The organism is Paraburkholderia dilworthii (assembly GCF_000472525.1).
Taxonomy (GTDB): domain Bacteria; phylum Pseudomonadota; class Gammaproteobacteria; order Burkholderiales; family Burkholderiaceae; genus Paraburkholderia; species Paraburkholderia dilworthii.
Genome location: NZ_AWZT01000031.1, coordinates 35,272 through 56,715, shown reverse-complemented (window position 1 = coordinate 56,715; position 21,444 = coordinate 35,272). Strand labels below are relative to the sequence as shown.

General features: G+C 62.9%; 23 protein-coding genes. 8 read left to right on the top strand and 15 right to left on the bottom strand.

Annotated features, from left to right (window positions below; genetic code table 11):
* Positions 1-32: 32 nt before the first annotated feature.
* Positions 33-311: a hypothetical protein gene (locus tag F759_RS0123695; RefSeq protein WP_027802047.1), complete on the top strand. Its 279-nt coding sequence runs from the start codon at positions 33-35 to the stop codon at positions 309-311.
* A gap of 214 nt (positions 312-525) precedes the next feature.
* Here the strand turns inward: F759_RS0123695 and F759_RS0123690 are convergent, their stop codons facing one another.
* From F759_RS0123690 to F759_RS0123660, 5 genes are all read right to left on the bottom strand, one after another.
* The gene (locus tag F759_RS0123690; RefSeq protein WP_027802046.1) at positions 526-738 is read right to left on the bottom strand and encodes a hypothetical protein; all 213 of its coding nucleotides are present in this window, start codon (positions 736-738) and stop codon (positions 526-528) included.
* Positions 739-960: 222 nt separating this feature from the next.
* Entirely contained in the window at positions 961-1,713 is a 753-nt protein-coding gene (locus F759_RS0123685) for an IclR family transcriptional regulator domain-containing protein (RefSeq protein WP_027802045.1), read from the bottom strand.
* A gap of 286 nt (positions 1,714-1,999) precedes the next feature.
* A complete protein-coding gene (locus F759_RS0123675; protein ID WP_027802043.1) occupies positions 2,000-2,251 on the bottom strand; it encodes a hypothetical protein in 252 nt (83 codons plus the stop codon).
* 791 nt (positions 2,252-3,042) lie between these two features.
* The gene (locus F759_RS0123665) at positions 3,043-3,729 is read right to left on the bottom strand and encodes a DUF2242 domain-containing protein (protein WP_027802042.1); all 687 of its coding nucleotides are present in this window, start codon (positions 3,727-3,729) and stop codon (positions 3,043-3,045) included.
* A gap of 232 nt (positions 3,730-3,961) precedes the next feature.
* Positions 3,962-4,564 (bottom strand): lytic transglycosylase domain-containing protein, encoded by a 603-nt coding sequence (locus F759_RS0123660; protein WP_407668547.1) that lies wholly within the window; start codon positions 4,562-4,564, stop codon positions 3,962-3,964.
* A 339-nt stretch (positions 4,565-4,903) separates the two neighbouring features.
* Between F759_RS0123660 and F759_RS0123655 the strand changes: the two genes are divergently transcribed.
* The gene (locus tag F759_RS0123655) at positions 4,904-5,164 is read left to right on the top strand and encodes a DUF6723 family protein (RefSeq protein WP_027802040.1); all 261 of its coding nucleotides are present in this window, start codon (positions 4,904-4,906) and stop codon (positions 5,162-5,164) included.
* Positions 5,165-5,313: 149 nt separating this feature from the next.
* Here F759_RS0123655 and glmS read toward each other — a convergent pair whose 3' ends face one another.
* The 5 genes from glmS to F759_RS0123630 all read right to left on the bottom strand — a co-directional run bounded on the left by glmS (position 5,314) and on the right by F759_RS0123630 (position 10,952).
* Positions 5,314-7,131: a glutamine--fructose-6-phosphate transaminase (isomerizing) gene (glmS, locus tag F759_RS0123650; RefSeq protein ID WP_027802039.1), complete on the bottom strand. Its 1,818-nt coding sequence runs from the start codon at positions 7,129-7,131 to the stop codon at positions 5,314-5,316.
* A gap of 61 nt (positions 7,132-7,192) precedes the next feature.
* Entirely contained in the window at positions 7,193-8,554 is a 1,362-nt protein-coding gene (gene glmU / locus F759_RS0123645) for a bifunctional UDP-N-acetylglucosamine diphosphorylase/glucosamine-1-phosphate N-acetyltransferase GlmU (protein ID WP_027802038.1), read from the bottom strand.
* Positions 8,555-8,682: 128 nt separating this feature from the next.
* Complete coding sequence (gene ttcA, locus F759_RS0123640; RefSeq protein WP_027802037.1) at positions 8,683-9,657, bottom strand: tRNA 2-thiocytidine(32) synthetase TtcA; 975 nt, start codon at positions 9,655-9,657, stop codon at positions 8,683-8,685.
* 3 nt (positions 9,658-9,660) lie between these two features.
* Positions 9,661-10,056, bottom strand: coding sequence for a dihydroneopterin aldolase (locus F759_RS0123635; protein ID WP_027802036.1), 396 nt, complete (start codon positions 10,054-10,056; stop codon positions 9,661-9,663).
* Positions 10,057-10,133: 77 nt separating this feature from the next.
* Positions 10,134-10,952 carry an SDR family oxidoreductase gene (locus F759_RS0123630; protein ID WP_027802035.1) on the bottom strand — a complete coding sequence of 273 codons (819 nt, stop codon included), beginning with the start codon at positions 10,950-10,952 and terminating at the stop codon, positions 10,134-10,136.
* Between the two features lie 13 nt (positions 10,953-10,965).
* Between F759_RS0123630 and F759_RS0123625 the strand changes: the two genes are divergently transcribed.
* Both F759_RS0123625 and F759_RS0123620 read left to right on the top strand, forming a co-directional pair.
* The gene (locus F759_RS0123625) at positions 10,966-12,174 is read left to right on the top strand and encodes a class I SAM-dependent methyltransferase (protein WP_027802034.1); all 1,209 of its coding nucleotides are present in this window, start codon (positions 10,966-10,968) and stop codon (positions 12,172-12,174) included.
* A gap of 16 nt (positions 12,175-12,190) precedes the next feature.
* Complete coding sequence (locus F759_RS0123620) at positions 12,191-12,385, top strand: DUF2905 domain-containing protein (RefSeq protein ID WP_027802033.1); 195 nt, start codon at positions 12,191-12,193, stop codon at positions 12,383-12,385.
* Between the two features lie 63 nt (positions 12,386-12,448).
* On the opposite strand, the gene F759_RS0123615 is transcribed toward F759_RS0123620, so the two are convergent.
* From F759_RS0123615 to F759_RS0123600, 4 genes are all read right to left on the bottom strand, one after another.
* The gene (locus tag F759_RS0123615) at positions 12,449-13,696 is read right to left on the bottom strand and encodes a multifunctional CCA addition/repair protein (protein WP_027802032.1); all 1,248 of its coding nucleotides are present in this window, start codon (positions 13,694-13,696) and stop codon (positions 12,449-12,451) included.
* The gene (locus F759_RS0123610; RefSeq protein WP_027802031.1) at positions 13,693-14,346 is read right to left on the bottom strand and encodes a glutathione S-transferase family protein; all 654 of its coding nucleotides are present in this window, start codon (positions 14,344-14,346) and stop codon (positions 13,693-13,695) included. The genes F759_RS0123615 and F759_RS0123610 overlap by 4 nt, the downstream gene beginning before the upstream one ends.
* Positions 14,347-14,379: 33 nt before the next feature.
* Positions 14,380-15,333: a complex I NDUFA9 subunit family protein gene (locus F759_RS0123605; RefSeq protein WP_027802030.1), complete on the bottom strand. Its 954-nt coding sequence runs from the start codon at positions 15,331-15,333 to the stop codon at positions 14,380-14,382.
* A gap of 81 nt (positions 15,334-15,414) precedes the next feature.
* Positions 15,415-17,382: a lytic transglycosylase domain-containing protein gene (locus tag F759_RS0123600; protein ID WP_027802029.1), complete on the bottom strand. Its 1,968-nt coding sequence runs from the start codon at positions 17,380-17,382 to the stop codon at positions 15,415-15,417.
* Positions 17,383-17,459: 77 nt separating this feature from the next.
* Between F759_RS0123600 and F759_RS0123595 the strand changes: the two genes are divergently transcribed.
* Complete coding sequence (locus F759_RS0123595) at positions 17,460-18,002, top strand: 5-formyltetrahydrofolate cyclo-ligase (RefSeq protein WP_027802028.1); 543 nt, start codon at positions 17,460-17,462, stop codon at positions 18,000-18,002.
* A gap of 126 nt (positions 18,003-18,128) precedes the next feature.
* On the opposite strand, the gene F759_RS0123590 is transcribed toward F759_RS0123595, so the two are convergent.
* On the bottom strand, positions 18,129-18,641 hold the full coding sequence (locus F759_RS0123590; protein ID WP_027777014.1) for a winged helix DNA-binding protein: 513 nt from the start codon (positions 18,639-18,641) through the stop codon (positions 18,129-18,131).
* A gap of 202 nt (positions 18,642-18,843) precedes the next feature.
* Here F759_RS0123590 and pxpB point away from each other — a divergent pair, with 202 nt between their 5' ends.
* The 3 genes from pxpB (at position 18,844) to pxpA (ending at position 21,391) form a co-directional block, all read left to right on the top strand.
* On the top strand, positions 18,844-19,497 hold the full coding sequence (gene pxpB, locus F759_RS0123585) for a 5-oxoprolinase subunit PxpB (protein WP_027802027.1): 654 nt from the start codon (positions 18,844-18,846) through the stop codon (positions 19,495-19,497).
* Positions 19,494-20,546, top strand: coding sequence for a 5-oxoprolinase subunit C family protein (locus F759_RS0123580; RefSeq protein ID WP_027802026.1), 1,053 nt, complete (start codon positions 19,494-19,496; stop codon positions 20,544-20,546). The genes pxpB and F759_RS0123580 overlap by 4 nt, the downstream gene beginning before the upstream one ends.
* 92 nt (positions 20,547-20,638) lie before the next feature.
* Positions 20,639-21,391: a 5-oxoprolinase subunit PxpA gene (gene pxpA, locus F759_RS0123575; protein WP_027802025.1), complete on the top strand. Its 753-nt coding sequence runs from the start codon at positions 20,639-20,641 to the stop codon at positions 21,389-21,391.
* Positions 21,392-21,444 lie beyond the last annotated feature (53 nt).

The window sequence follows — 21,444 nt, the reverse complement described above, 5'->3', positions numbered from 1 at the left end:
GCGGGATTACTTATCTGGCAGAGGCCTGACGTATGGCGATGAAAAAGACCGACCTTGAGAAGAACAAGGCACTCAAGCTGAACAATGCAATGAAGCAGTCCACCGCCGAGCGTTTCGGCAAGGCTTCGGCGGCCGAGCCGAAACTGGATCGCCGGGAGCAGCGCAAGCTGGATCAGGCGCAAGGTCTTGTCGCGTTTGCATGCAAGCTGAACGGCGAACTGGTTGCCGAGCTCAAGGAGCGCGCCGCCACGCATCCGGAAGGCATGACGGGGCTGCTGAACGAAGTGATCAAACGCGGACTGGCGGGCTGAGCGCAGCCGGCGCGCCAGGCAATGTTGCTGAAGTGGTGCCGGGACGTCGCCTCAAATGTCGCTGAAACGCGGTGAGGAACGCGGCCGGAATACAAAAAGGCCAGAGCACGCGCTCTGGCCTTTTTGCTTGCGACGCCTGCATCGAATCCGCATCACATGCGCCGTACCGGCAAGCGCATGCAACGGCGAAGCGACTCGCCTGACAAGCACCTGCTTAGTTCTGAGCGCCCTTGTCGTTCGTGCCGGATGCCGACGCTGCCGCAGCAACCGGAGCGCGCTTGCCGTGCGACTTCAGCTTCTTCACGTGATGCTTCTTCGGCGCGCTAGCTGCAGCGGCCGGAGCGGCTGCGTCCGATGCTTGTGCGAAAGCTTGAACCGAGACCAGCGCGATGGATGCAGCTGCGAGCGAGACGATAACTTTTTTCATGTGTTGTTCCCCAAACCTCAACGACTGAGTCAGTGTGAATGAAATAGCTGCACGGTGAAGCAGGCACGGTCGCAGGAGCCTTACCGCGCCCGCCGAAGAGTATTACCTGGCGTCAGCGGTTTGTCATGCGCAAAACAGGATATGTATTTTCCGGGAGACAGCTTGCTTTCGAGACGCTTTCACTCATAAACGCCTGATGCCGGGGACATGGCCTGGCCCGCGTCAAATCAGGTTGCGCAGCAGGCTCGCGGTTTCGAGCAGCGTCGGCAGAACGCGGTGCAGCGCGGCGTTCGCAGACTCCTGGCCGATCGGCATGCTCACGCTAATCGCCGCGACAACTGTTCCATGCCGGTCGCGCAATGGCACCGCGACGCCGCGCACACCGAGTTCGAGTTGCTGGTCAGTGACGACATAACCGTTGCGTCGAATTTCACCGAGCACTTCGCGCAGCCGTTCGACTGTGGAGTAGGTGTGCGGTGTGAACACTTTGATCGGATACGACGCGAGCCATTGCTCGATATTGTCCGGAGCCTGGAACGCCAGCAAAACCAATCCCGCCGACGATAAAGGCGCCGGCGCGCGCGAACCGAGCACGAAGCCAACCGCCATAGCGCGGTTCACACCGTTGCGGGCCACGTAGACCACATCGTGTTCGTCGAGAATCGCGACGAGCGCCGTTTCCTGAAGCGTCGCCGTAATGCGTTGCAGGAACGGCTGCACCGTGCGCGGCAAGCGCGCCGAGTCGAGATAGGACTGCCCTAGCCGCAACACGCGCGGCGCGAGCCAGAAGAGCTTGCCATCTGTATCCACGTAGCCGAGCTCACGCAGCGTCAGCAGATAGCGGCGCGCCGCCGTGCGCGACAGACCGGCGCGTCCGGCCACTGCGGTCGGCGTCATGCGCGCGTGCTCTTCGTCGAATGCCTCGATGATCGCCAACGCCTTCGCGGCGCCGGCGATCCAGTCTTTGTCGTCCATCGGGTTGCCTGGGATTGGGCCGGCGAATGCAGGCGCTGTTGCGCACCCTAGCGCCGGCTCTGCCGGCTCTGCCGAAGCTGCCGAAGCTGCTAGCGGGCCATGCGCGATTGTGCACGAAGCGGCCCGGGTTTCGCGCGATTGGCGCGATTGGCGCGATTGGCGCGATTGGCGCGCGTGGAGGCAGCGTTTCAGGCGCGGGTTCGGTTGGCAGTCGCTGAAAATCGGCTAACTTCTTCGCCCGGAAACGCGCTCGGTAAGGTGCTGTCGATGCGCGGAGCGGCCGCCGTCAAGCGGCTCGTGGATGCACATACAAGTGCCGCGCGTCCGCAGTGGGCGGGAACACACACCAGCAGCCGTCGTCGTGACGGAAGAAGAAAAGCGCGCGCGAACCGGATTCAGCCGATGTCTCTACGCGCACGTAACGCCGGCCGCCGATCCGCGTACGGCTGAATTCGGTCACGTGGACAGCCGCCGAAGACGCCGGCGCCAGCCACTTCTCGACGAGGAAACGCAACGACTGTTCGCTTGCGGCCCTCATGATCCACTCCGCACCGGCTTGTTGTCGCGCACTTCGCGCGTCGTATCAGTGTCCTGGTCGTTTTCGTGACTTTCGTCCGGGCCTGCGCCGCGCTCGGCCGACGCAAGCGCCATTTCCCGATTGGTGGCTGACGCTCGCAACGTGCTGCAATGGGCAGCATGCCTGATATCGGAGAGAAGACGAACCAACTGTCGTGCTGTTCTGCGTTTCATTCCATACCCCCGCACTGCACCAATAACTTCAGAAAACCCTTTAACTCTATGCCTGGATCGGGCATCGCCGAACCTGTTTTGACTAAATAGCAACGGTTGCGCTTGCAAAAAGAGACACGCAATCTTCGTACCGTCCGCCCCCTTAACTTGCGCCCGACGCCCTACACGGTCTGTACGCTTGCGAGCCATGACCGACCGAAAAACGCTGCCACGCGGGGCGGGCAAGGGGCGCGCCGGTTCAATGCCAGTTATCCACACTGGCCTTTGCATAACGTTGGGATAGCGCATGGAACAGCCTGTGCGCCAAAACTTGATAAGACGAGGCGAGCGTCGTAGTTGGGGAAAGTTATCCCAAGCTCGTCGTTTCTCTGCAGCCCTGTCCCGCACGGTTATCGGATTCCCACTACCTTGAAGTAACGGAAGAATCGGTGGTTATCCACAGACCGGGCTTACCCTTGTTAACTACTACTACGTATGTATACGTGTGAAGTAAACAACATAGGACAGGTCCGCCTGCACGCTGATTTTGCGGGCTCGGCGCGCGTCGATTAGCTACACGCCTCAAAGCGTCGCCAACGCTCAGCGCAAGGTGCCGCCTTCGCTCGCGGGTTGCACGGAAGCGGCCTTGCCGATCAAGTCCGGCATTTCGGGTGCAGGAACAGGCGCTGTGGTCTCGACGGGCACCGGCAGCAAGCGCGTCTCGATGCGGTCGTTGACGACCGGCTGAGTGCGCACAACGGTTTGCAAGTAGTGATCGACGAGACCAAAGAAGCGGTCGTAGAACTTGCCCGACGGAATTGTCTCACTGGAAATCTTCACCATTGCGTCGCTGTTCGAGCGGATCGGCAGCGACAGCGAACCGAGCACGCTCAGTCCGACACTCGCCGACGTATCGCTCTTCTTCAACGCGAAGCCGTTCTGCACGGCGTTCACATAGACGATGCTGCTACTGCTTGCCTCTTCGCCCGGCGTACACACCACATGAAATTCGACAACCACATGGGTATCGCCGGTGGGCTGGAAATTCTTGGTTCCGTCGACCGTATCGTTGCGGGTCATCGTCGTCAGATAGCCTTGACTCAGCAAGGCGCGACGCGCGGCCTCGCAACTGTCGGTCACGCTCGAGTTGAAATTGCGTGCATAAGGGCTCGCGCCCGTTTCGAACAACTCCTGCTGGAATTTGGGCTTCGGCGCGCTGCTGCAAGCGGCGAGCATGATCAGGCCGCACAGCGAGGCCGCGGTGGTCTTGAAAAACGAGGTGGACATGGTCAATCTGGAACGCTGCGTAAATGCGAATGAAACCGCGAAGGAAATGCATTGTAGAGCGGTTGTCGCAAGTGCGTAAAAAAGGTGCAGCGAAGCGCACGCGCGCGACTTTCACCGTCTTTCACGATGGACTTAGGGAAATTGCAGGCCGTGCCTCGCTCGACGGGGCTGCGGCACGGAAAGGCAGAGAGAGCCGGCGTTCAGTTCGACGTCGCAGGAAGCCCTGCCGACGCTATCGCGCGGTTTGGGCCGCGCCGACGGTATTCGTCGAAGGCACAGTGAACGCGTTGCTCCAGTTGCCGGACGGCGCGCATCGGACGGCCGCGCCAGCACTGCACGAACCGGTTTGCGCGTTGACATCTTGGGCCGAGTCTTGCGGTGTGGCCACGTCGGCAAAATCGCCCGCGCGCAAGCTGACCTTCTGCGCGTATGCTTGCGAGCCGCCGTAGCTTTTGAGCGCCGCATTCATATCGCCGTTGGCCGAGCGCATGTAGCCATACAGAATTGCGGAGCCAACCTCGATATTGGCGGTCGGTTCGGTGAGATCCTTCACGTTTCTCAACAGCCCGCGATGGGCGCTCGGCACCACTTGCATCAGGCCCGTCGCGCCATTGGCACCCTTGGCTTTTTCCTTGAAGCGCGATTCGATCGAGATAATGGCCAGGAGCAGCGCTGGCGGCAGCGAATATTTAGATGCGGCGGATTGAACTGCGTCCGATATTTTTTCCGCCTTCTCTTTCGCGAGGCCGAATTTCTTCGTCAGATACACCGACATGCGGTCACCGTTTTCCTCAGCCATCGCCGATTGGGCGAGGCCGAGGGAAAGCAGGATCAAGCAAAGTAACCGGCTCATGGCATAAGTCTGAGGAAAAAGTCTGCGCATTATAACGCTGCCTTAAAAACAGGCATTTGAATCGGTCTAGCATGGATCAGGGAGTGGAAGCCTTGGCGGAGCCTTAACCTGCGGGGGCCGCAGCCATGCCGAGCTAGTTGAACGCCGATTTTCGTTGCGCAGGCATTGATCCGTTAGTCGCGAACACGCGGCTATGCGCCGCTCGCCGCAATCGGTGTCGCGCGCGACCACCCAGCTTCCGGGGATTTGAGACAATGACGGTCACCGGCGAACATCCGTCCGCGACAATCGCAGGTTTATCGAACACGAGATGTCCTCAGCATGAGCAAGACCGCATTCATTCCCAGCGTCCCCGCAGCGTCAGAGGACGATTTCGAAATCTCGACGACGTCCAGGCTCGCCGGCTATCGACGATTCTTCGGCGTATTGAAGGTGGTCCGAACCACCGACGGCCGTGTGCTGTTCCCGTTCGATGGCGCCCCTGAGCTTGGTCCGTATCCCACGAAACTGGAGGCGGTCGCAGCGGCGCAGGTCTATGGCGAGCACATCGCGACGTGCGACCTAGCCCGACCGGAGTTGTGAGCGCGAGCGGTATGAGTGAGGAGTCTGGCAGGCGACCATCAACGGCTGAGTCGGCATAAACAAAAAAGCGCCGGCTAGAGAACCGGCGCTTTCGTTTGATGCACTAGGTGAATCGGCAACAGCAGCAGCAAAGCCCAACAACGCCCTCCTCACTCCACCGTCACCGACTTCGCCAGATTGCGCGGCTTATCCACGTCCGTACCCCGCGCGCACGCCGTGTGATACGCCAGCAACTGCAGCGGCACCACGTGCAGAATCGGCGACAACAGACCGTAGTGCTCCGGCATCCGGATCACGTGCAGACCTTCGTCGTTGACAATCTTCGTGTCCGCATCGGCGAAAACATACAACTGGCCGCCGCGCGCACGCACCTCCTGGATGTTCGACTTGAGCTTCTCCAGCAATGCGTCGTTCGGCGCAACCGTCACGACCGGCATTGCCTCGGTGACCAGCGCAAGCGGCCCGTGCTTCAGTTCGCCAGCAGGGTAGGCCTCGGCGTGAATGTAGGAAATTTCCTTCAGCTTCAACGCACCTTCAAGCGCAATCGGATAATGCATGCCGCGGCCCAGGAACAACGCATGTTCCTTTCGCGAGAACTCTTCCGACCACGCGATGATCTGCGGCTCCAGCGCCAGCACGCTGTTCAACGCGGCGGGCAGATGGCGGAGTTGCCGCAGGTATTCGGCTTCCTGCTCCGCGCTCACACGCCCGCGCAGTTTCGCGAGCGTCACGGCCAGTACGAACAGCGCAACGAGCTGCGTCGTGAACGCCTTCGTCGACGCAACGCCGATCTCGCGGCCCGCGTGCGTGAGGAACGCCAATTCTGTCTGCCGCACCATCGCGCTCGTGCCGACGTTGCACACAGCGAGCGTATGCCGATGCCCAAGCGCCTGCGCATGTTTGAGCGCCGCAAGCGTGTCCGCCGTTTCACCCGACTGCGAAATCACCACGACGAGCGACCTGGGATTCGGCACCGACTCGCGATAGCGATACTCGCTAGCAATTTCCACCTGCGTCGGAATCTTTGCAATGGACTCGAGCCAGTACTTCGCGGTGAGCCCCGAGTAGTAGCTCGTGCCGCACGCGAGGATCAGCAGATTGTCGATATCCGCGAATACGCCGTCGGCGCCCTCGCCGAACAGCGAGGCATCGAACGAATCCGCTTGAGGAATCGTGTCGGAGATCGCGCGCGGCTGCTCGAAAATTTCCTTCTGCATGAAATGGCGATACGGACCGAGCTCCACCGCGCCACCGTATGCCGCCACCTGACGCACTTCGCGCTTCGCTTCCTCGCCGTCGCGGTCGGCAATACGCACGCCCTCGAGCGTGAGCTCGCACACGTCGCCTTCTTCCAGAAAGATGAAGCGCTCGGTACTGCCCGCGAGCGCAAGCGCGTCGGACGCAAGGAAGTTCTCGCCGTCGCCAAGCCCCACGACGAGCGGCGAACCCTGCCGCGCGCCGACGACCGTATGCGGCTGGTCTTTATGGAGCACAGCGATCGCATAGGCGCCGTGCAGTTGCGCGACCGCCTCGCGCACAGTCGCAAACAGATCGCCGCGATACAGGCTGTGGATCAAATGAGCGATAACCTCCGTGTCGGTCTGCGAGACGAACGTGTATCCCTTGCCACGCAACATCTCGCGCAGCGTTTCGTAGTTTTCGATGATTCCGTTGTGTACCAACGCGAGCGCATCTTTCGAAAAGATCGGGTGAGCGTTGTCGGTGACTGGCGCGCCATGCGTGGCCCAGCGTGTATGCGCAATACCGGTGATGCCGCCGAGGTGGCTGTCGCGCACCTGATCGTCGAGATCGGCGACGCGCGCCACGCTCCGCGCACGCGCCGGACCGCCCTCGCCTAGCACGGCGACGCCGCACGAGTCGTAGCCGCGATATTCGAGGCGCCGCAGTCCTTCGATCAGGACGGGGACGATATTACGTTGCGCTGCCGCGCCAACAATGCCGCACATGGTCTGTTCCTTTGTCAGTTCTGGAGTATTGCGGGCGCATTGGGGCGCCCGCAGCTTTCCATCAACTCTTCTTTTTGGCCGGGCGTACGTAGCCCGTCTTGCTCGTTTGCGTTTTGTCGTTCAGGACCAGCGCGTCTGCTTCGACGTCCTTCCAGACGGTCGTGCCCGCCGCGATCGTCGCGCCCCGCTTAACGCGCACGGGCGCAACCAGTTGCGTGTCGGAACCGACGAACACATCGTCTTCAATGATGGTGCGGAATTTGTTCGCGCCGTCGTAATTGCACGTGATGGTGCCTGCGCCGATGTTCACGCGTGCGCCGATATCCGAGTCGCCGATATACGTGAGGTGGTTCGCTTTCGAGCCGCGGCCCAGCACCGCATTCTTCACCTCGACGAAGTTGCCGACATGCGATTCGTCGTGCAACGACGCGCCCGTACGCAACCGCGCATAAGGCCCGAGCACGACATTCGCGCCGACTTCCGCGCCTTCGATATGCGTGAACGCATCGACCCGCGTACCCGCGCCGATGGTCGCGTTGCGGATCACGCAGTTCGGACCGATCGTCACGTTATCGGCCAGTGTGACGCGGCCCTCGAACACACAATTCACGTCGATCGACACGTCGCGGCCGCATTCGAGCGTGCCGCGCACGTCCACGCGCGCCGGATCGGCAAGCGTCACGCCGGAAACCAGCAGCACGTCAGCCACATTGCGCTGATGAATCCGCTCGAGCTCGGCAAGCTGTTGCTTGCTGTTGACGCCGAGCGTTTCCCATTCATCTTGCGGCTGCGTGGTGACGACTTCGAGGCCCGCTTCGATCGCCATTTCGACTGCGTCGGTCAGATAGAACTCACCTTGCGCATTGTCGTTCTTCAGCGCGGCGAGCCAGCCCGAAAGCCGCTCGGTGGGCGCAACGATAATGCCGGTGTTGATCTCGGCAATCTTGAGCTGCTCGGCGTTGGCGTCCTTCTGTTCGACGATGCGCGACACCTTGCCTTGCGGATCGCGCACGATGCGCCCATAGCCGCTCGGGTCCGCAAGCGTCACGGTCAGCACGCCATAACCGCCTTGACCGGCGCGCTCGACGAGCGCCTGCAATGTGCTTGCGCGCGTGAGCGGCACGTCGCCATAAAGCACGAGCGTGGGCGCAGACGGATCGAGAAGCGGCAGAGCCTGCTGCACCGCGTGGCCCGTGCCGAGCTGTTGTTGCTGGACAGCGAACTGCACGTCGGGCGCGGCGACGGCTTCGCGGACCGCTTCCGCGCCGTGACCGATCACCACGACGAGCCGCGTTGGCTTCAACGTGCGGGCAGTGTCGATGACATGAGCGAGAAGCGGCCGGCCAGCCAGGGGATGGAGCACCTTGGGAAGCGCGGACCGCATGCGCTTACCGGTGCCTGCCGCCAAAATCACAATGTTCATGGCGTCGGCAAATAGACGAGTTTGGAGCCGACGATTCTATCACGCACCCTCTTGCGAAAATGGCCGCGAAAGCGGCCACATTGCAAGGGAAAGTAAGACGTGAGGCGCCTTTTTCGCAGACTTTCCCGTCACAGGTCGTCGAACTGGACGATTGAGATCGGCCGCGCTGCGCCAAGCGGCGCGCCGACATCGGCATCGGTCGAACACGGTTCTTCGTCAAATGCGATGTCGCCTTGCGGGTCGGCCTCGCCGGTGGCGCGCAGACCGGCGAACGGAAACAGCTTGTGATCCATCAGGTGCGACGGGACCACGTTCGACAACGCGTTGAACATATTCTCGATGCGACCCGGGAAGCGCTTCTCCCAGTCGCGAATCAACGCCTTCATTTCGGCACGCTTCAGATTCGGTTGGCTGCCGCACAGATTGCACGGAATGATCGGGAATTCACGCAACTCCGCGTACTTTTCCAGATCGGTTTCCTTCACGTAGGCGAGCGGGCGGATCACGATGTTCTTGCCATCGTCCGATTGCAGCTTGGGCGGCATGCCCTTCAGCTTGCCGCCGTAGAACATGTTGAGCAGCAGCGTTTGCAGAATGTCGTCGCGATGATGGCCGAGCGCAATCTTGGTCGCGCCGAGTTCGCCCGCCACGCGGTACAGAATGCCGCGCCGCAACCGTGAGCACAGCGAGCAGGTCGTCTTGCCCTCCGGCACCAGCCGCTTGACGATGCTGTACGTATCCTGATTCTCGATGTGAAACGGAATGTCCAGTTGCTTCAGATACTCGGGCAGCACGTGCTCGGGGAAACCGGGCTGCTTCTGATCGAGATTCACTGCCACGATGTCGAAGTTGATCGGCGCGCGCTCGCGCAGCCGCATCAACACGTCGAGCATTGCGTAACTATCTTTGCCGCCCGACAGGCACACCATCACCTTGTCGCCGTCCTCGATCATGTTGAAGTCGCCGATCGCCTCGCCAACCTGGCGCGCAAGCCGCTTGAACAGCTTGTTGTTCTCGTACGCTTCCTTCTGCTCGCGGCGCGTGAGCGGCGACTTCTGGCGGGCGGCGGTTGTGCTGTCGTTCAGGATTTCCGGAGCGTTCATGGCTCAATCCTCTTTGATACGGAAAACTTCGACGCCCACCGCGTCGCAGTCGGGATAAACATCCGGCTTTTCGGTCGACACGCGTGCGGCCCGCACGTGCGGGTGCTCGAGCATCGTCTTCACGAGATCGTCGCACAGCGTTTCCTGCAAGTGAATATGGCCTTGCTCGACGCGACGCGAAATGGTCGAACGCATGAAGTCGTAGTCGACCACTTCATTCAACCTGTCCTGCACCGGAGTGGAAAGCGCGAGCGGCACGAACAGTTCGACGTTGATCACCACGCGCTGTTCGCCGCGCTTTTCGAAGTCGTGCACGCCGATGTTGATGTGCACTTCGTAATTGCGCAGAAAAAGCCGGCGGCAATCGGCGAGCCGGGGATGCGAAAGAGCGGCAAACATGTTCGTTCCAGTCGAAAAAAGCGTGCGGGGCACGCAAAGGGGCGCAAGTTGTGCTTCAAGCGTCCGTCAAAAACCCGTCAAAAACCGGTTAAAAACATTACGTCGCGCGGCAGCGGCACGAGGTGCTGTCCGCCGTCGACCACCAGCGTCGTTCCGGTGACGCCGGTTGCGTCCGCGAGATACAGCGCGGCGGCGACGATATCCTCCGGCCGCGACGCGCGGCCCAAAGGCGTAACCCGATGAGCGGCCGCGAAACTCTCCGCGGTCTGATCGGCGGATTGCATCGTAAGCCCTGGCGCGAGCCCGACCACGCGCACTTTCGGCGCCAACGCCTGCGCGAGCGCAACCGTGGCTGTCTGCAACGCGGCTTTCGACAGCGTATACGACAGGTAATCCGGGTTCATGTTGTACAGCTTCTGGTCCAGCACATTGATCACCACGCTGCGCTGCGTCTCGTCGACTAGCGCGGCTTGTGGCGTCGCCTCGTACAGCATGCGTGCGAGCACGAGCGGCGCGCCGAGGTTCACCGCGGTCAGCTTGAGCAGAAGGTCGTAGCCCACGTTGCGTGCCGTGTCTTCCTCGAAGCGCGACGCATTGTTGACGATGCACGCCGGCCGGCCGAGCGCCGCCGTACACGCCGGCAATAAGGCCGCGACTTGGGCCTCGTCGCCCAGCTCGGCGTGCAAGGCCACCGCCCGGCGGCCCATGCCGGCGATTTCCCTGACCACTTCGTCCGCTTCTTCGCGCGATGCGCCGTAGTGAACGGCCACGTCCCAGCCACGCGCGGCAAAGCCAAGCGCGAGCGAGCGTCCGATGCGGAGCGCGGCGCCGGTAATCAGCACCACACGTGGCGTTTCAGGCGCGCGGGCCGCGGCGGTGTCCAGAGAAGCGGTCATTTACAATGCGGGGATGAATCCGAAAGCTCACCAACCCGATAGTTTACCTGCTCCCGGCCCGAGCGCGCTCGCGCAGTCCGAAGCGCTTGTGGCGCTGATTCGCGCGGAGCTCGAAGACGCCGGCGGCTGGCTGCCGTTCGACCGCTACATGGAGCGCGCGCTGTACGCGCCCGGACTCGGCTATTACAGCGGCGGCGCACGCAAATTCGGGCTGCGCGGCGACGACGGCAGCGACTTCGTCACGGCGCCCGAACTATCGCCGCTATTCGCGGCGACGCTCGCGCGGCCCATCGCCGAAGCGTTGAAGGCGAGCGGCACGCGCGACGTGATGGAGTTCGGCGCCGGCACTGGCAAACTGGCGGCCGGTTTGCTCAACGCGCTGGCCGCACTCGGCGCCGAGTTCGACAGCTATTCGATCGTCGATCTGTCGGGCGAATTGCGCGAGCGTCAGCGCGAAACTGTCGAAGCGGCGGCGCCTACGCTCGCCGGCAAAGTGCGCTGGCTCGACGCATTGCCGGAGCGCTTCGAAGGCGTGGTGATCGGCAATGAAGTGCTGGACGCAATGCCCGTGCGCCTTTTTGCTTCCGTCGACGGCGCCTGGCGGGAACGCGGCGTTACATGGCGCGACGCATGGTTCGCATTCGAAGACCGTCCGCTGTCCGCATCGGCATCCGCATCCGCACTGGCCGATATGGCATTGCTGTCCGAAATCGATACGACCGGCGGCGATTACCTCGCCGAAACGCACGACGCCGCGCGCGCCTTCACGCGCACCATCTGCACGATGCTCGCACGCGGCGCGGCGTTTTTCATCGACTATGGTTTCCCGCGTCACGAGTACTACCATGCGCAGCGCGCGCAAGGCACGCTGATGTGCCATTACCGGCATCGCGCGCATGGCGATCCGTTTGCCTATCCGGGCTTGCAGGACATCACCGCGCACGTGGAATTCACCGGCATCGCTGAAGCGGGCGTCGAGACGGGCGCGGATCTGCTGGGCTTCACGTCGCAAGCCCGCTTCCTGCTGAACGCGGGCATTACCGACGCGCTATCCGAAATCGATCCCGCCGACACGGCGCGCTTTCTGCCTGCGGCAAATGCGGTGCAGAAGTTACTGTCGGAAGCCGAGATGGGCGAGCTATTCAAGGTGATCGCGTTCTCGCGCGGCCTGGAAGACACGCTCCAGGCGTTTTCCAGCGGCGACCGGTCGCACACGCTGTAATGCCGGAGTATTCGCGATGATCCGATGGCTGTTGACTACTTTCGTTGCGCTGGCGGTGCTGTCGGCTTGCTGGCCGTGGCTTCGAAAGCTCGGCATCGGACGAATGCCCGGCGACGTCAGCGTGCGTCTGTTCGGACGCGAATACCACTTTCCGTTCATGTCGACGTTGTTGCTGTCGATGCTGCTGTCGTTTATCGCAAGGCTTCTGTAGAGGCCGCCTTGCGGTTCACGGCGACGGTGGCAGTTTCAGAAAGGCTACGCGCGCACCGCCGCCCTACCCCTGCTTCACCGATTCGAGCGCTGCGGCCACGGCCCGCACGCGCTCTTCATGCACGGCTTCCTTGATGCCGGCCGGCGCATCGGCGAGCCGCTTCGCGACGGCGCCCGCATCCACGCCTCGCGCCGCGACGAGCGCGACTCTCAAGCGCTCCGCCTGCCGATACTCTCGCGCTTCAAAGCCGAGCCGGCCGCGCGCGTCCGCTTCGCACGCCTGCAACGCTTCCGCAAAACGCGACGGCTTGCGAATCGCGTCGCTGCGCTCCAGCAGCCTCACGAGCGCAGCCGCACCCATTTCCATCACGCGATGAATGTTGCCGTGCTCGCGCGCCACCAGCACCGCGAGGTCGCGACACTCGTTCGGCACGCGCAGCCTCTCGCACAAGGGCTTGAGCAAGTCCACGCTACGTCCTTCGTGGCCGATATGCCGCGGCAGAATGTGTTCGGGCGTGGTGGCTTTGCCGAGGTCGTGCGTCAGCGCGGCGAAGCGCACCGGTAGTGCGTAGCCCTGCTGCGCCGCGTGGTCGAGCACCATCATTACGTGCACGCCGGTATCGACCTCGGGGTGATAATCGGCGCGTTGTGGCACGCCGAACAACGCGTCGATTTCCGGCAGAATCCGCGCCAATGCGCCGCAATCGCGCAGTACCTCGAACATGCGCGACGGCTTCTTCTCCATCAGCCCGCGCGATACCTCCTGCCACACGCGCTCGGCAACCAGCGCATCCACTTCGCCTTCGGCCACCATCTTGCGCATCAACGCGAGCGTCTCAGGCGCGACCGTGAAATCGGCGAAACGCGCGGCGAAGCGTGCGATGCGCAAGATGCGCACCGGATCTTCGAGAAACGCGTCGCTGACATGGCAGAACAGCTTCGCCTGCAAATCGCGCTGACCGCCGAACGGATCGATAACCGGGCCGGTCAGTTCACCGTCGGGTCGCACCTCACGCGCCATTGCATTGATCGTGAGATCGCGGCGCGCGAGGTCTTCCTCCAGCGTCACGTCCGGCGCGTAGAAAAACTGGAAACCGTGATACCCCGCCGCCGTTTTCCGCTCGGTGCGCGCGAGCGCGTACTCCTCATGCGTCTGCGGATGCAGGAACACGGGGAAGTCCTTGCCCACCGGACGATAGCCCTGCGCAACCATCTGCTCGGGTGTCGCGCCGACCACCACATAATCGCGATCCTGCACCGGCACGCCCAGCAATTCGTCGCGAATCGCGCCGCCTACCGCGTAGATATTCATGGGCATTGGTCTAGATACGCAATGGCGTGCGTCTCGCCGAGCGCGGCGTCGATCCAGGCTTTCACGGCGGGCACGCCCATGACCCGGCGAACATACGCCGACGACGTCTCTGCAAGCGCCGGTTGCCACGTGTTGAAACGCATGGCCACTGGCGCGTACATGGCGTCTGCAATGCTGAACTCGCCGAACAGGAAAGGACCGCCGTATGTGTCCAGACAGTTGCGCCAGATCGCCTCGATACGCGCGATGTCGGTCAGCACGCCGGGCGTTGCGTTCTTGCCGGGGAACGACGCGCGAATGTTCATCCACATATTCGAGCGCAAGTCGCCGAAGCCCGAATGCATTTCCGCGCTCACGCTGCGCGCATGAGCACGCGCCGCCGCGTCGCGCGGCCACAGCGCGTGCTGAGGGAAGCGCTCGGCCAGCGTCTCGGCGATTGCCAGCGAATCCCAGATGGCGACGCCCGTGTCGTCGATCAGACAGGGCACCTTGCCCGGGCCGTTCGGCGCGTGAGCGAGCACGGCAGCGTTGGTGCCGGGCTGGTTGAGATGGATCAGGACTTCGTCGAACGCAATGCCGAAATGCTTGAGCAGCAGCCACGGACGCATCGACCAGGACGAATAGTTCTTGTCACCAATAAGCAGCTTCATGCGGGTTCGTATGAGGAAGAGGAAGGGAAGGGTTCAGCGCCCCGCGCTCGCGCGGAACGTATCGAAACGCGAACGTGCCGACGCCCCGGTTAGATAGACAGGCGCGATCGTTTCGATGCTGGCCGGCTCGATGCCAAGCTCGGGCGCAAGCGGCCGGCTCAACACGTTGTCGACTTTCATCGAATCCAGATTGTCGCGCGTGATGACCGGTTCGCCGGGCGCCATCTCGAAGGTCATTGCCTGCAAGCGCGCGAACGCTTCGGGCAGACGAATGATGCTCGCGTGCCGGCCGATCACATCGCCGCAATATTTGACGAGGTCTTCGAGCGTGTAGATGCTCGGCCCGCCAAGCTCGTAGGTCTTGCCGCTGGCCGCATCGAGATCGAGCACGTTGACGATCGCCTTCGCGACATCGCCGACGTAGACCGGCTGGAATTTCGCGTCCGGCATCGCAAGCGGGATCATCGGAAAAATGCGCTGCAAGAATGCGAACTTGTTAAGGAATTCGTCTTCCGGACCGAATACGACGGATGGCCGAAAAACTGTCCACGCGAGATTCGCCGCGTGCACCGCTTTCTCGCCGTCGCCCTTCGAGCGCGCGTACATGCTCGGGCCATTCGAGTCGGCGCCAAGGGCGCTCAGATGAATCAGCCGATGCACGCCCTTGCCCTCGCAAGCAGCGACGATCCGCGTTGGCAGTTCGACGTGCGCGCGTGCGAATTCCGGACCGTACGGCGTCCGGCGTTTGCCGTGCAGCGTGCCGACGAGATTGATCACGCAGTCTGTACCTTCGACAAAGCGCGCGAGTTGAACCGGATCGAACACATCGGTTTCGATCACGTCGATAGGAAGCAGTGTGAGATGGCGCGCGTTGTAGCGGCGCCGCGTGGCAATGCGCACGTCTTTGCCCATCTCAACGAGGGCGTTGACGAGATGGCTACCGATAAAACCGGAACCGCCGATGATCGCAATGGCTTTGTGTCGCATTTTCGACTCCCTGGTGGAAGCCGCGGCAACGGCTGGCGTGGCGCACCGCTGCCTCGAAGTGAGACAGCGGCGGCACGGCGCTTACGGTGCGATGTAACCCAGACGCGCCTTCAGCGATTGCGGACGGCCTTCGAACAATGCCGCGTAGTAGACCGTGTTGGACAGCACATTCTTCACGTAGTCGCGCGTTTCCTGGAAAGGAATCGCCTCGGCGAAGATCGCGCCTTCGACCGGATGCTGCAACGTCTGCCGCCAGTTGCGCGGACGGCCTGGCCCGGCGTTGTAACCCGCGGTGGCCAGCACGGCGGACCCGTCGAACTGATTGTAGATCATCGACAAGTAGTTCGTGCCGAGCAGGATGTTGGTGTTGATGTCGTTCATTTGCGCACGCGAAATCGGGCCGAGGCCAATCTTTTTGGCGACCAGTTGCGCAGTGCCCGGCATCAACTGCATCAGGCCGCTCGCGCCCACTTCCGAGCGTGCATTCATGATGAAGCGCGATTCCTGGCGAATCAGCCCGTAGGCCCATTCGACATCCAGCCCGTTCGACTGCGCATCGCGCTCGACGATGTCACGGAACGGCGACAGATAACGCAGCGAAAAATCGTGTTCCGTTTTCGTGCGGTCAGCCGTGTTGACGGCTCGGTCGTACAACTCGATACGGCGCGCGTATTCTGCGGCCGCGAGCAACTGACGGTCGCTCATGGTGCGCAGCGGCCAGTTCCATTCGCGATTGCCCTCGAGCCGCAGATTCAGCGCGTAGAAGCGCTGCGCCAGGTCGAAGCCCGGCGTATTGCCGGCCTGCTGCACTTCGGAATCGGTGACCGCGGTTTTCGGCGGCACGACGATCTTCTGCCCGAGTTCTTCAGCCGCCAGTTGGCCATAGAAGTTATAGCCCTGCGAGATGGACTCGAATTCCTGGTTGGCCGTGGTCGTGTCGCCCGCCTGCTTGAGCGCGCGCGCATGCCAATAGACCCACGACGGCTGATTGCGCAGCGCCACCGGCATCTGCTCGATCGACCAGCGCACCATGTTCCAGTCTCCCGCCAGCAGCGCGGTGCGCGTGCGCCATTCGTAGGCGGGGTTCGAGAGCGGCGCATTCGCCGACAACCTGTACCAGTCGGCGGCGCTCGGCATCTGCTTCGCGGCCGCTTGATACGCAATCGTGCCCCAGCCGATCGCGCGCTCCGGCGAATTCAGCGAAGGCGCGACGGACGCGAAAGTGGCCGCGGCCATAGCCGGATCGTTGCGGGCCATGCGTGTGATTGCGAGCAACGCGAGTTGATGCGATTGCAGATCGGGACCGACGCCGCGCGCGAGCAACAGCGGCGGCGTACTCGTGGCCTGCCCGAACAGCACCGGATCGGGCGCCTGGCTGCCGAGCGCGTCGACGAGCTTGCTGCCGGTATTCGTGTAGTTCTGTTCGTACGCGAGACGGATCTGTTGCCAGATGTCGTCGGTGCTGAACTGCTTGTTGACGCCGAGCACGGTAATCAGATCGACGCAACCGTCGCCGTACCATTTCGGATCGACGAGCAGCGCGCGCGCCGCGTCCGCGACATTCTCGCCGCGCGATGCACGCGATTCGAGCGCATAGCACTTGACCTGCGTATCGTCGTTCAACACGAAGCGCGCATATTGCTCGTCGAAGTTGCGCCAGTCGTGACGCGTGCCGAGCACCGTGAGGTAGTCGTTGCGCATGCGGTCGGCAATCGCCTGGCCGTCGTACTTCTGCAGGAACGCGAGCACCGGCGCATCAGGCGCGTCGACGCGCGCATGGCCGCTCGAATCGAAGAGTTGCGGCTTGATCTGGAAGTACTCCAGATACGAAGGCGCCGGATAACTCGGGATCATGCTCGCCAGCTGCGCTGCACGCGCAGCGTCGTTATTGCGGGCGGCCTCGCGCAACTGGACGAAGATCTGATCGTCGTTCGTAAGCTGCGAAATGGGAAGGGGCTTGACGGCTGACGCCGTGCTGCATGCGACAAGCGCTGCTGCGGCAAGCGCCAGACCGGCCGCGCGATATACTCGATAAAGACTTTTTGACATCGTTGTTTCTGGAGCGCGAATTGAACCCAAGCATAGCATGCAACCCTCAGGCGGAATCGAAAAAGGCGCTGCGTCGAATGCTATTGGAAGCGAGGCTACAAGCGGCTTCCGAGCCCACGAACAATGCCGCGCTCGGGCGCCGCATTCTCGATGCGCTCAAGCATTTCGACGCGAAAAGCGTGGGGTTCTACTGGCCGCTGGCGGGCGAATTCGATGCACGCGCAGCGATCTCGATCTGGCTCACCGGCAGTTCGCAGCGCGAAGCAAGTTTGCCCATCATCAAGGAGCGCGGGCTGCCGCTCGAGTTTCACGCATGGTCGCCGGATACGCCGATGAAGACGGGCCATCACAGGATCGCGGAGCCTACAACGGAACGCGTGGTGATTCCCGAGCTACTGCTTGTGCCCTGCGTGGGTTTCGATGCCGATGGCTACCGGCTCGGTTACGGTGGCGGCTACTACGACCGTACGCTCGCCGGCTGGCCGGGCGCGAGCAAACCGGTCACGGTGGGTATCGCGTATGAAGCCTGCCGCACGCCGGCATTGGAGCGTGAACCCCACGACATTCCGCTCGACATGATCGTCACCGAGACGGGCCTTCATGCGCGAGCTGTGGGCTAGATGCGTCTAATGCGCGATCAGCGCGGCGCCGCTTAGCGCGGCGTGCGCCGCCGGCGAGCGAGGGCTTGCATGCGCCCATTAAGCTCGTTGGATCCACGTGCGGACCCGCAACTCAGCGCCTCACATTCATAGCGACGCCGCTGCTCGCGCGGCCGTGTCGTACATCCCGGACGCATTGCGCATCAATTGGGCAGCGTCGCCGATCTGCTCGTTGGTGAGACCACTTTCCTTCAACGTCGAGATGAGGCAACTCTCGCGCACCTCGCGATACTTCAGGCACAGCGCGCGGCCCGCCTCGGTCGCCGAAAAGAACACTTCCTTGCCGGTCTTTTCGCTTTTTACATACCCTCTAGCTACGAGCTTCTTCAACGCATAGGTCGCGACGTGCGTGTCTTCGATATTGAGCACGAAGCAGATGTCGGCCAGCTTCTTGCGGCGCTCGCGATGACTCACGTGATGAAGCAAAGAGACTTCGATGGCGGTCATGTCCTTTTCCCCGGCAGCCGACATGCAGCGCACCATCCATCGGTTGAATGCGTTGCCGGCCATGATGAGCGCGTACTCGAGCTCTGATAGTTCCGCGCTCGTGTCGGATACGAGATGTTCCGACGAGACGATCTTGGTGGGATGCCGCGACATGTGAATTTCTCAGCAAACAGGAAGGAAGGTGTCGGGAGTGTACGACGAGCGGCCCCTTGCCGACGAGCCTGGCGAAAACTCTTATTGATAATTTGTCGATATTTTATTGACAATGTACGCTTCACACATCGCGTAAGCCGTCCACCGTTGTTCCGGGCGGCACGCAGTGCGGAACTCTTCGACTTCTTCGGGCCTTCAAGCCATGAGCCAACCCAAAATTTTTCCGCTCGGCGACGCCGCGCTGGTCTGCGAGGCGCCCCCGCCCGCAACGCTGGACTGCCAGCGCCGCGTGTGGGCGGCGGCCGCACTCGCGCGTGACTGGCCGCATGTGCTGGAGGTTGTGCCGGGCATGAACAATCTGACGCTCGTGTTCGACCCCGTCGAAGCCGACCGCGACGAACTGACAAGCCGCTTGCAAGAAGCCTGGCACGCGGCCAGCGAAGCGCCTGCGGCGGGCCGCGAAGTCGAAATCCCGGTTCAGTACGGCGGTGAGTTCGGCCCCGACCTGGGTGCAGTGGCGAACCACACAGGCTTGAGCGCGCGTGAGGTGATCGAGCGTCATTCGGGCGGCGAGTACGTGGTCTTTTTCCTCGGCTTTCAGCCTGGCTTCGCGTATATGGGAGGGCTTCAAGAGGCGCTCCATACACCGCGCCGCGCGTCGCCGAGGCTCGAAGTGCCGGCGGGTTCGGTCGGCATCGGCGGAGAACAGACGGGCATCTACCCGGCTACGTCGCCCGGCGGCTGGCAGCTGATCGGCCGCACGGAACTGCCGCTGTTCGATCCGACGCGCCGCCCGCCCTCCTTGTTGCAGCCGGGCGACCGCGTGCGTTTCACCATCGCGGGGATACACGCATGATCGACGTGATTCGCGCAGGTCTTTTGACCACGATTCAGGATCTCGGCCGTCACGGCCACCGGCACCTCGGCGTCGCGATGGGCGGGGCGCTCGACCGTCTGTCGCTCGAAGTCGGCAACCGGCTGGTGGGCAACCGGCCGGATGCCGCGGGTCTCGAAGTCACCTTCGGCCCCACTGTGCTGCGCTTTTTGCGCGCGACGCGGGTGGCCATCACCGGCACCGAGTTCGGCGCGACGCTCGACGGCAAGCCGGTCTACTCATGGTGGAGCCTGCCGGTGAAGGCCGGCCAGGAGCTCGTGCTGAATGCAGCGAAGCGCGGCATGCGCGGCTACGTGTGCATCGCGGGAGGCATCGACGTGTTGCCGATGCTCGGCTCGCGCAGCACCGACCTCGCCGGCCGCTTCGGCGGACTCGGCGGCCGGGCGCTGCGCGACGGCGACCGTCTGCCGGTCGGCGCGCCGCCGCAGCGCGGCCACGCCGGCTTCTCGGCCGAGGCGCCGGAATTCGGCGTGAAGGCGCCCGCGTGGTGCAAGTTCGTGCTCGTCGACGAACCACTGCGGCGCGGCCGTCATCCGAGCGGCGTGCCTTGGGCGGTGCCGATTCGCGTGCTGCGCGGCCCCGAGTACGACAGTTTCACGGAAGAAGCACACGAGTCGTTCTGGTCCGACGAGTGGCTCGTCACGCCGAACAGCAACCGCATGGGTTACCGGCTCGCCGGCAGCGAACTGAAACGCAAGGAGAAAGCCGATCTGCTGTCGCACGCGGTGCTGCCCGGCACGATTCAGGTGCCGCCGAACGGCCAGCCTATCGTGCTAATGAGCGATGCGCAGACCACCGGCGGCTACCCGAAGATCGGCGCGGTGATTCAGGCGGACTTGTGGAAGCTCGCGCAGGTACGCCTGAACGCGGCCGTGCGCTTCATCCCGACGACACCTTACGAGGCGCGCCAGGCTTTGCTGGAAGAGCGCACCTATTTGCGGCAAATCGACGCCGCCATTGCAATGCATGAAGAACGCTGCGCGCGGCAGATGGTCGCCACAGCGTTGTGACAATGGCCGCCCCCACCTAGCGCGTCGCGCCAGGCCGCGAGCGGGCAGAAAATTGGGGCGGCCCAGCGTTTTGTTGAGCGTAGAGGAACATCATGGAAATCGATTTGAACGCCGATCTGGGCGAAGGCTGCGGCTTCGACGAGGCGCTGCTCGACCTCGTCAGCTCCGCGAATATCGCGTGCGGCTGGCACGCGGGCGGCGCCAACGCGATGCGTGACTGCGTGCGTTGGGCGGTGCAGAAAGGCGTGTCGATTGGGGCGCATCCGAGCTTCAACGATCCGGAGAATTTCGGCCGCAAGGAGATGGACCTACCGGCGAACGAGATTTACGCGGGCGTGCTGTATCAGCTCGGCGCGCTGTCGGCAATCGCGCAGGCCGAGGGCGGACGCATCGCGCATGTCAAACCGCATGGCGCGCTGTACAACCAGGCCGCGCGCGATCCGAAGATCGCGGACGCGATCGTGTCGGCCGTGCACGATTTCGATCCGTCGGTGGCGGTGTTCGCGCTCGCCAATAGCGGGCTCGTGACGGCCGCGCGCAACGCGGGGCTGACCGCCATCGAAGAAGTATTCGCCGATCGCGGCTATCGCGCCGACGGCTCGCTCGTGCCGCGCAAGGAACCCGGCGCGCTGCTCGACGATGAAAACGAAGTACTCGAACGCACGCTTGCGATGGTGCGCGAGCAGCGGGTGCGCGCCGTCGACGGTCAATGGGTGCCGCTCCATGCGCAGACCATTTGCCTGCACGGCGACGGCCCGCATGCACTCGCGTTCGCGCGGCGTATCCGCAGCGCGCTGGAGCAGGCCGGCATCGACGTGCATGCGGCCGGCGCCGCAAGCGTCTGAAGGCACGCGCCGCCGCATCCCCCGTTATGCCCTGAACGCCCTGAACGCCCCGC

Bases quoted from the DNA above. Each gene is read 5' to 3' on its own strand.
- F759_RS0123695 (WP_027802047.1), top strand. From the start codon at position 33: ATGGCGATGAAAAAGACCGACCTTGAGAAGAACAAGGCACTCAAGCTG.
- F759_RS0123690 (WP_027802046.1), bottom strand. From the start codon at position 738: ATGAAAAAAGTTATCGTCTCGCTCGCAGCTGCATCCATCGCGCTGGTC.
- F759_RS0123685 (WP_027802045.1), bottom strand. From the start codon at position 1,713: ATGGACGACAAAGACTGGATCGCCGGCGCCGCGAAGGCGTTGGCGATC.
- F759_RS0123675 (WP_027802043.1), bottom strand. From the start codon at position 2,251: ATGAGGGCCGCAAGCGAACAGTCGTTGCGTTTCCTCGTCGAGAAGTGG.
- F759_RS0123665 (WP_027802042.1), bottom strand. From the start codon at position 3,729: ATGTCCACCTCGTTTTTCAAGACCACCGCGGCCTCGCTGTGCGGCCTG.
- F759_RS0123655 (WP_027802040.1), top strand. From the start codon at position 4,904: ATGAGCAAGACCGCATTCATTCCCAGCGTCCCCGCAGCGTCAGAGGAC.
- glmS (WP_027802039.1), bottom strand. From the start codon at position 7,131: ATGTGCGGCATTGTTGGCGCGGCAGCGCAACGTAATATCGTCCCCGTC.
- glmU (WP_027802038.1), bottom strand. From the start codon at position 8,554: ATGAACATTGTGATTTTGGCGGCAGGCACCGGTAAGCGCATGCGGTCC.
- ttcA (WP_027802037.1), bottom strand. From the start codon at position 9,657: ATGAACGCTCCGGAAATCCTGAACGACAGCACAACCGCCGCCCGCCAG.
- F759_RS0123635 (WP_027802036.1), bottom strand. From the start codon at position 10,056: ATGTTTGCCGCTCTTTCGCATCCCCGGCTCGCCGATTGCCGCCGGCTT.
- F759_RS0123630 (WP_027802035.1), bottom strand. From the start codon at position 10,952: ATGACCGCTTCTCTGGACACCGCCGCGGCCCGCGCGCCTGAAACGCCA.
- F759_RS0123625 (WP_027802034.1), top strand. From the start codon at position 10,966: ATGAATCCGAAAGCTCACCAACCCGATAGTTTACCTGCTCCCGGCCCG.
- F759_RS0123620 (WP_027802033.1), top strand. From the start codon at position 12,191: ATGATCCGATGGCTGTTGACTACTTTCGTTGCGCTGGCGGTGCTGTCG.
- F759_RS0123615 (WP_027802032.1), bottom strand. From the start codon at position 13,696: ATGAATATCTACGCGGTAGGCGGCGCGATTCGCGACGAATTGCTGGGC.
- F759_RS0123610 (WP_027802031.1), bottom strand. From the start codon at position 14,346: ATGAAGCTGCTTATTGGTGACAAGAACTATTCGTCCTGGTCGATGCGT.
- F759_RS0123605 (WP_027802030.1), bottom strand. From the start codon at position 15,333: ATGCGACACAAAGCCATTGCGATCATCGGCGGTTCCGGTTTTATCGGT.
- F759_RS0123600 (WP_027802029.1), bottom strand. From the start codon at position 17,382: ATGTCAAAAAGTCTTTATCGAGTATATCGCGCGGCCGGTCTGGCGCTT.
- F759_RS0123595 (WP_027802028.1), top strand. From the start codon at position 17,460: ATGCTATTGGAAGCGAGGCTACAAGCGGCTTCCGAGCCCACGAACAAT.
- F759_RS0123590 (WP_027777014.1), bottom strand. From the start codon at position 18,641: ATGTCGCGGCATCCCACCAAGATCGTCTCGTCGGAACATCTCGTATCC.
- pxpB (WP_027802027.1), top strand. From the start codon at position 18,844: ATGAGCCAACCCAAAATTTTTCCGCTCGGCGACGCCGCGCTGGTCTGC.
- F759_RS0123580 (WP_027802026.1), top strand. From the start codon at position 19,494: ATGATCGACGTGATTCGCGCAGGTCTTTTGACCACGATTCAGGATCTC.
- pxpA (WP_027802025.1), top strand. From the start codon at position 20,639: ATGGAAATCGATTTGAACGCCGATCTGGGCGAAGGCTGCGGCTTCGAC.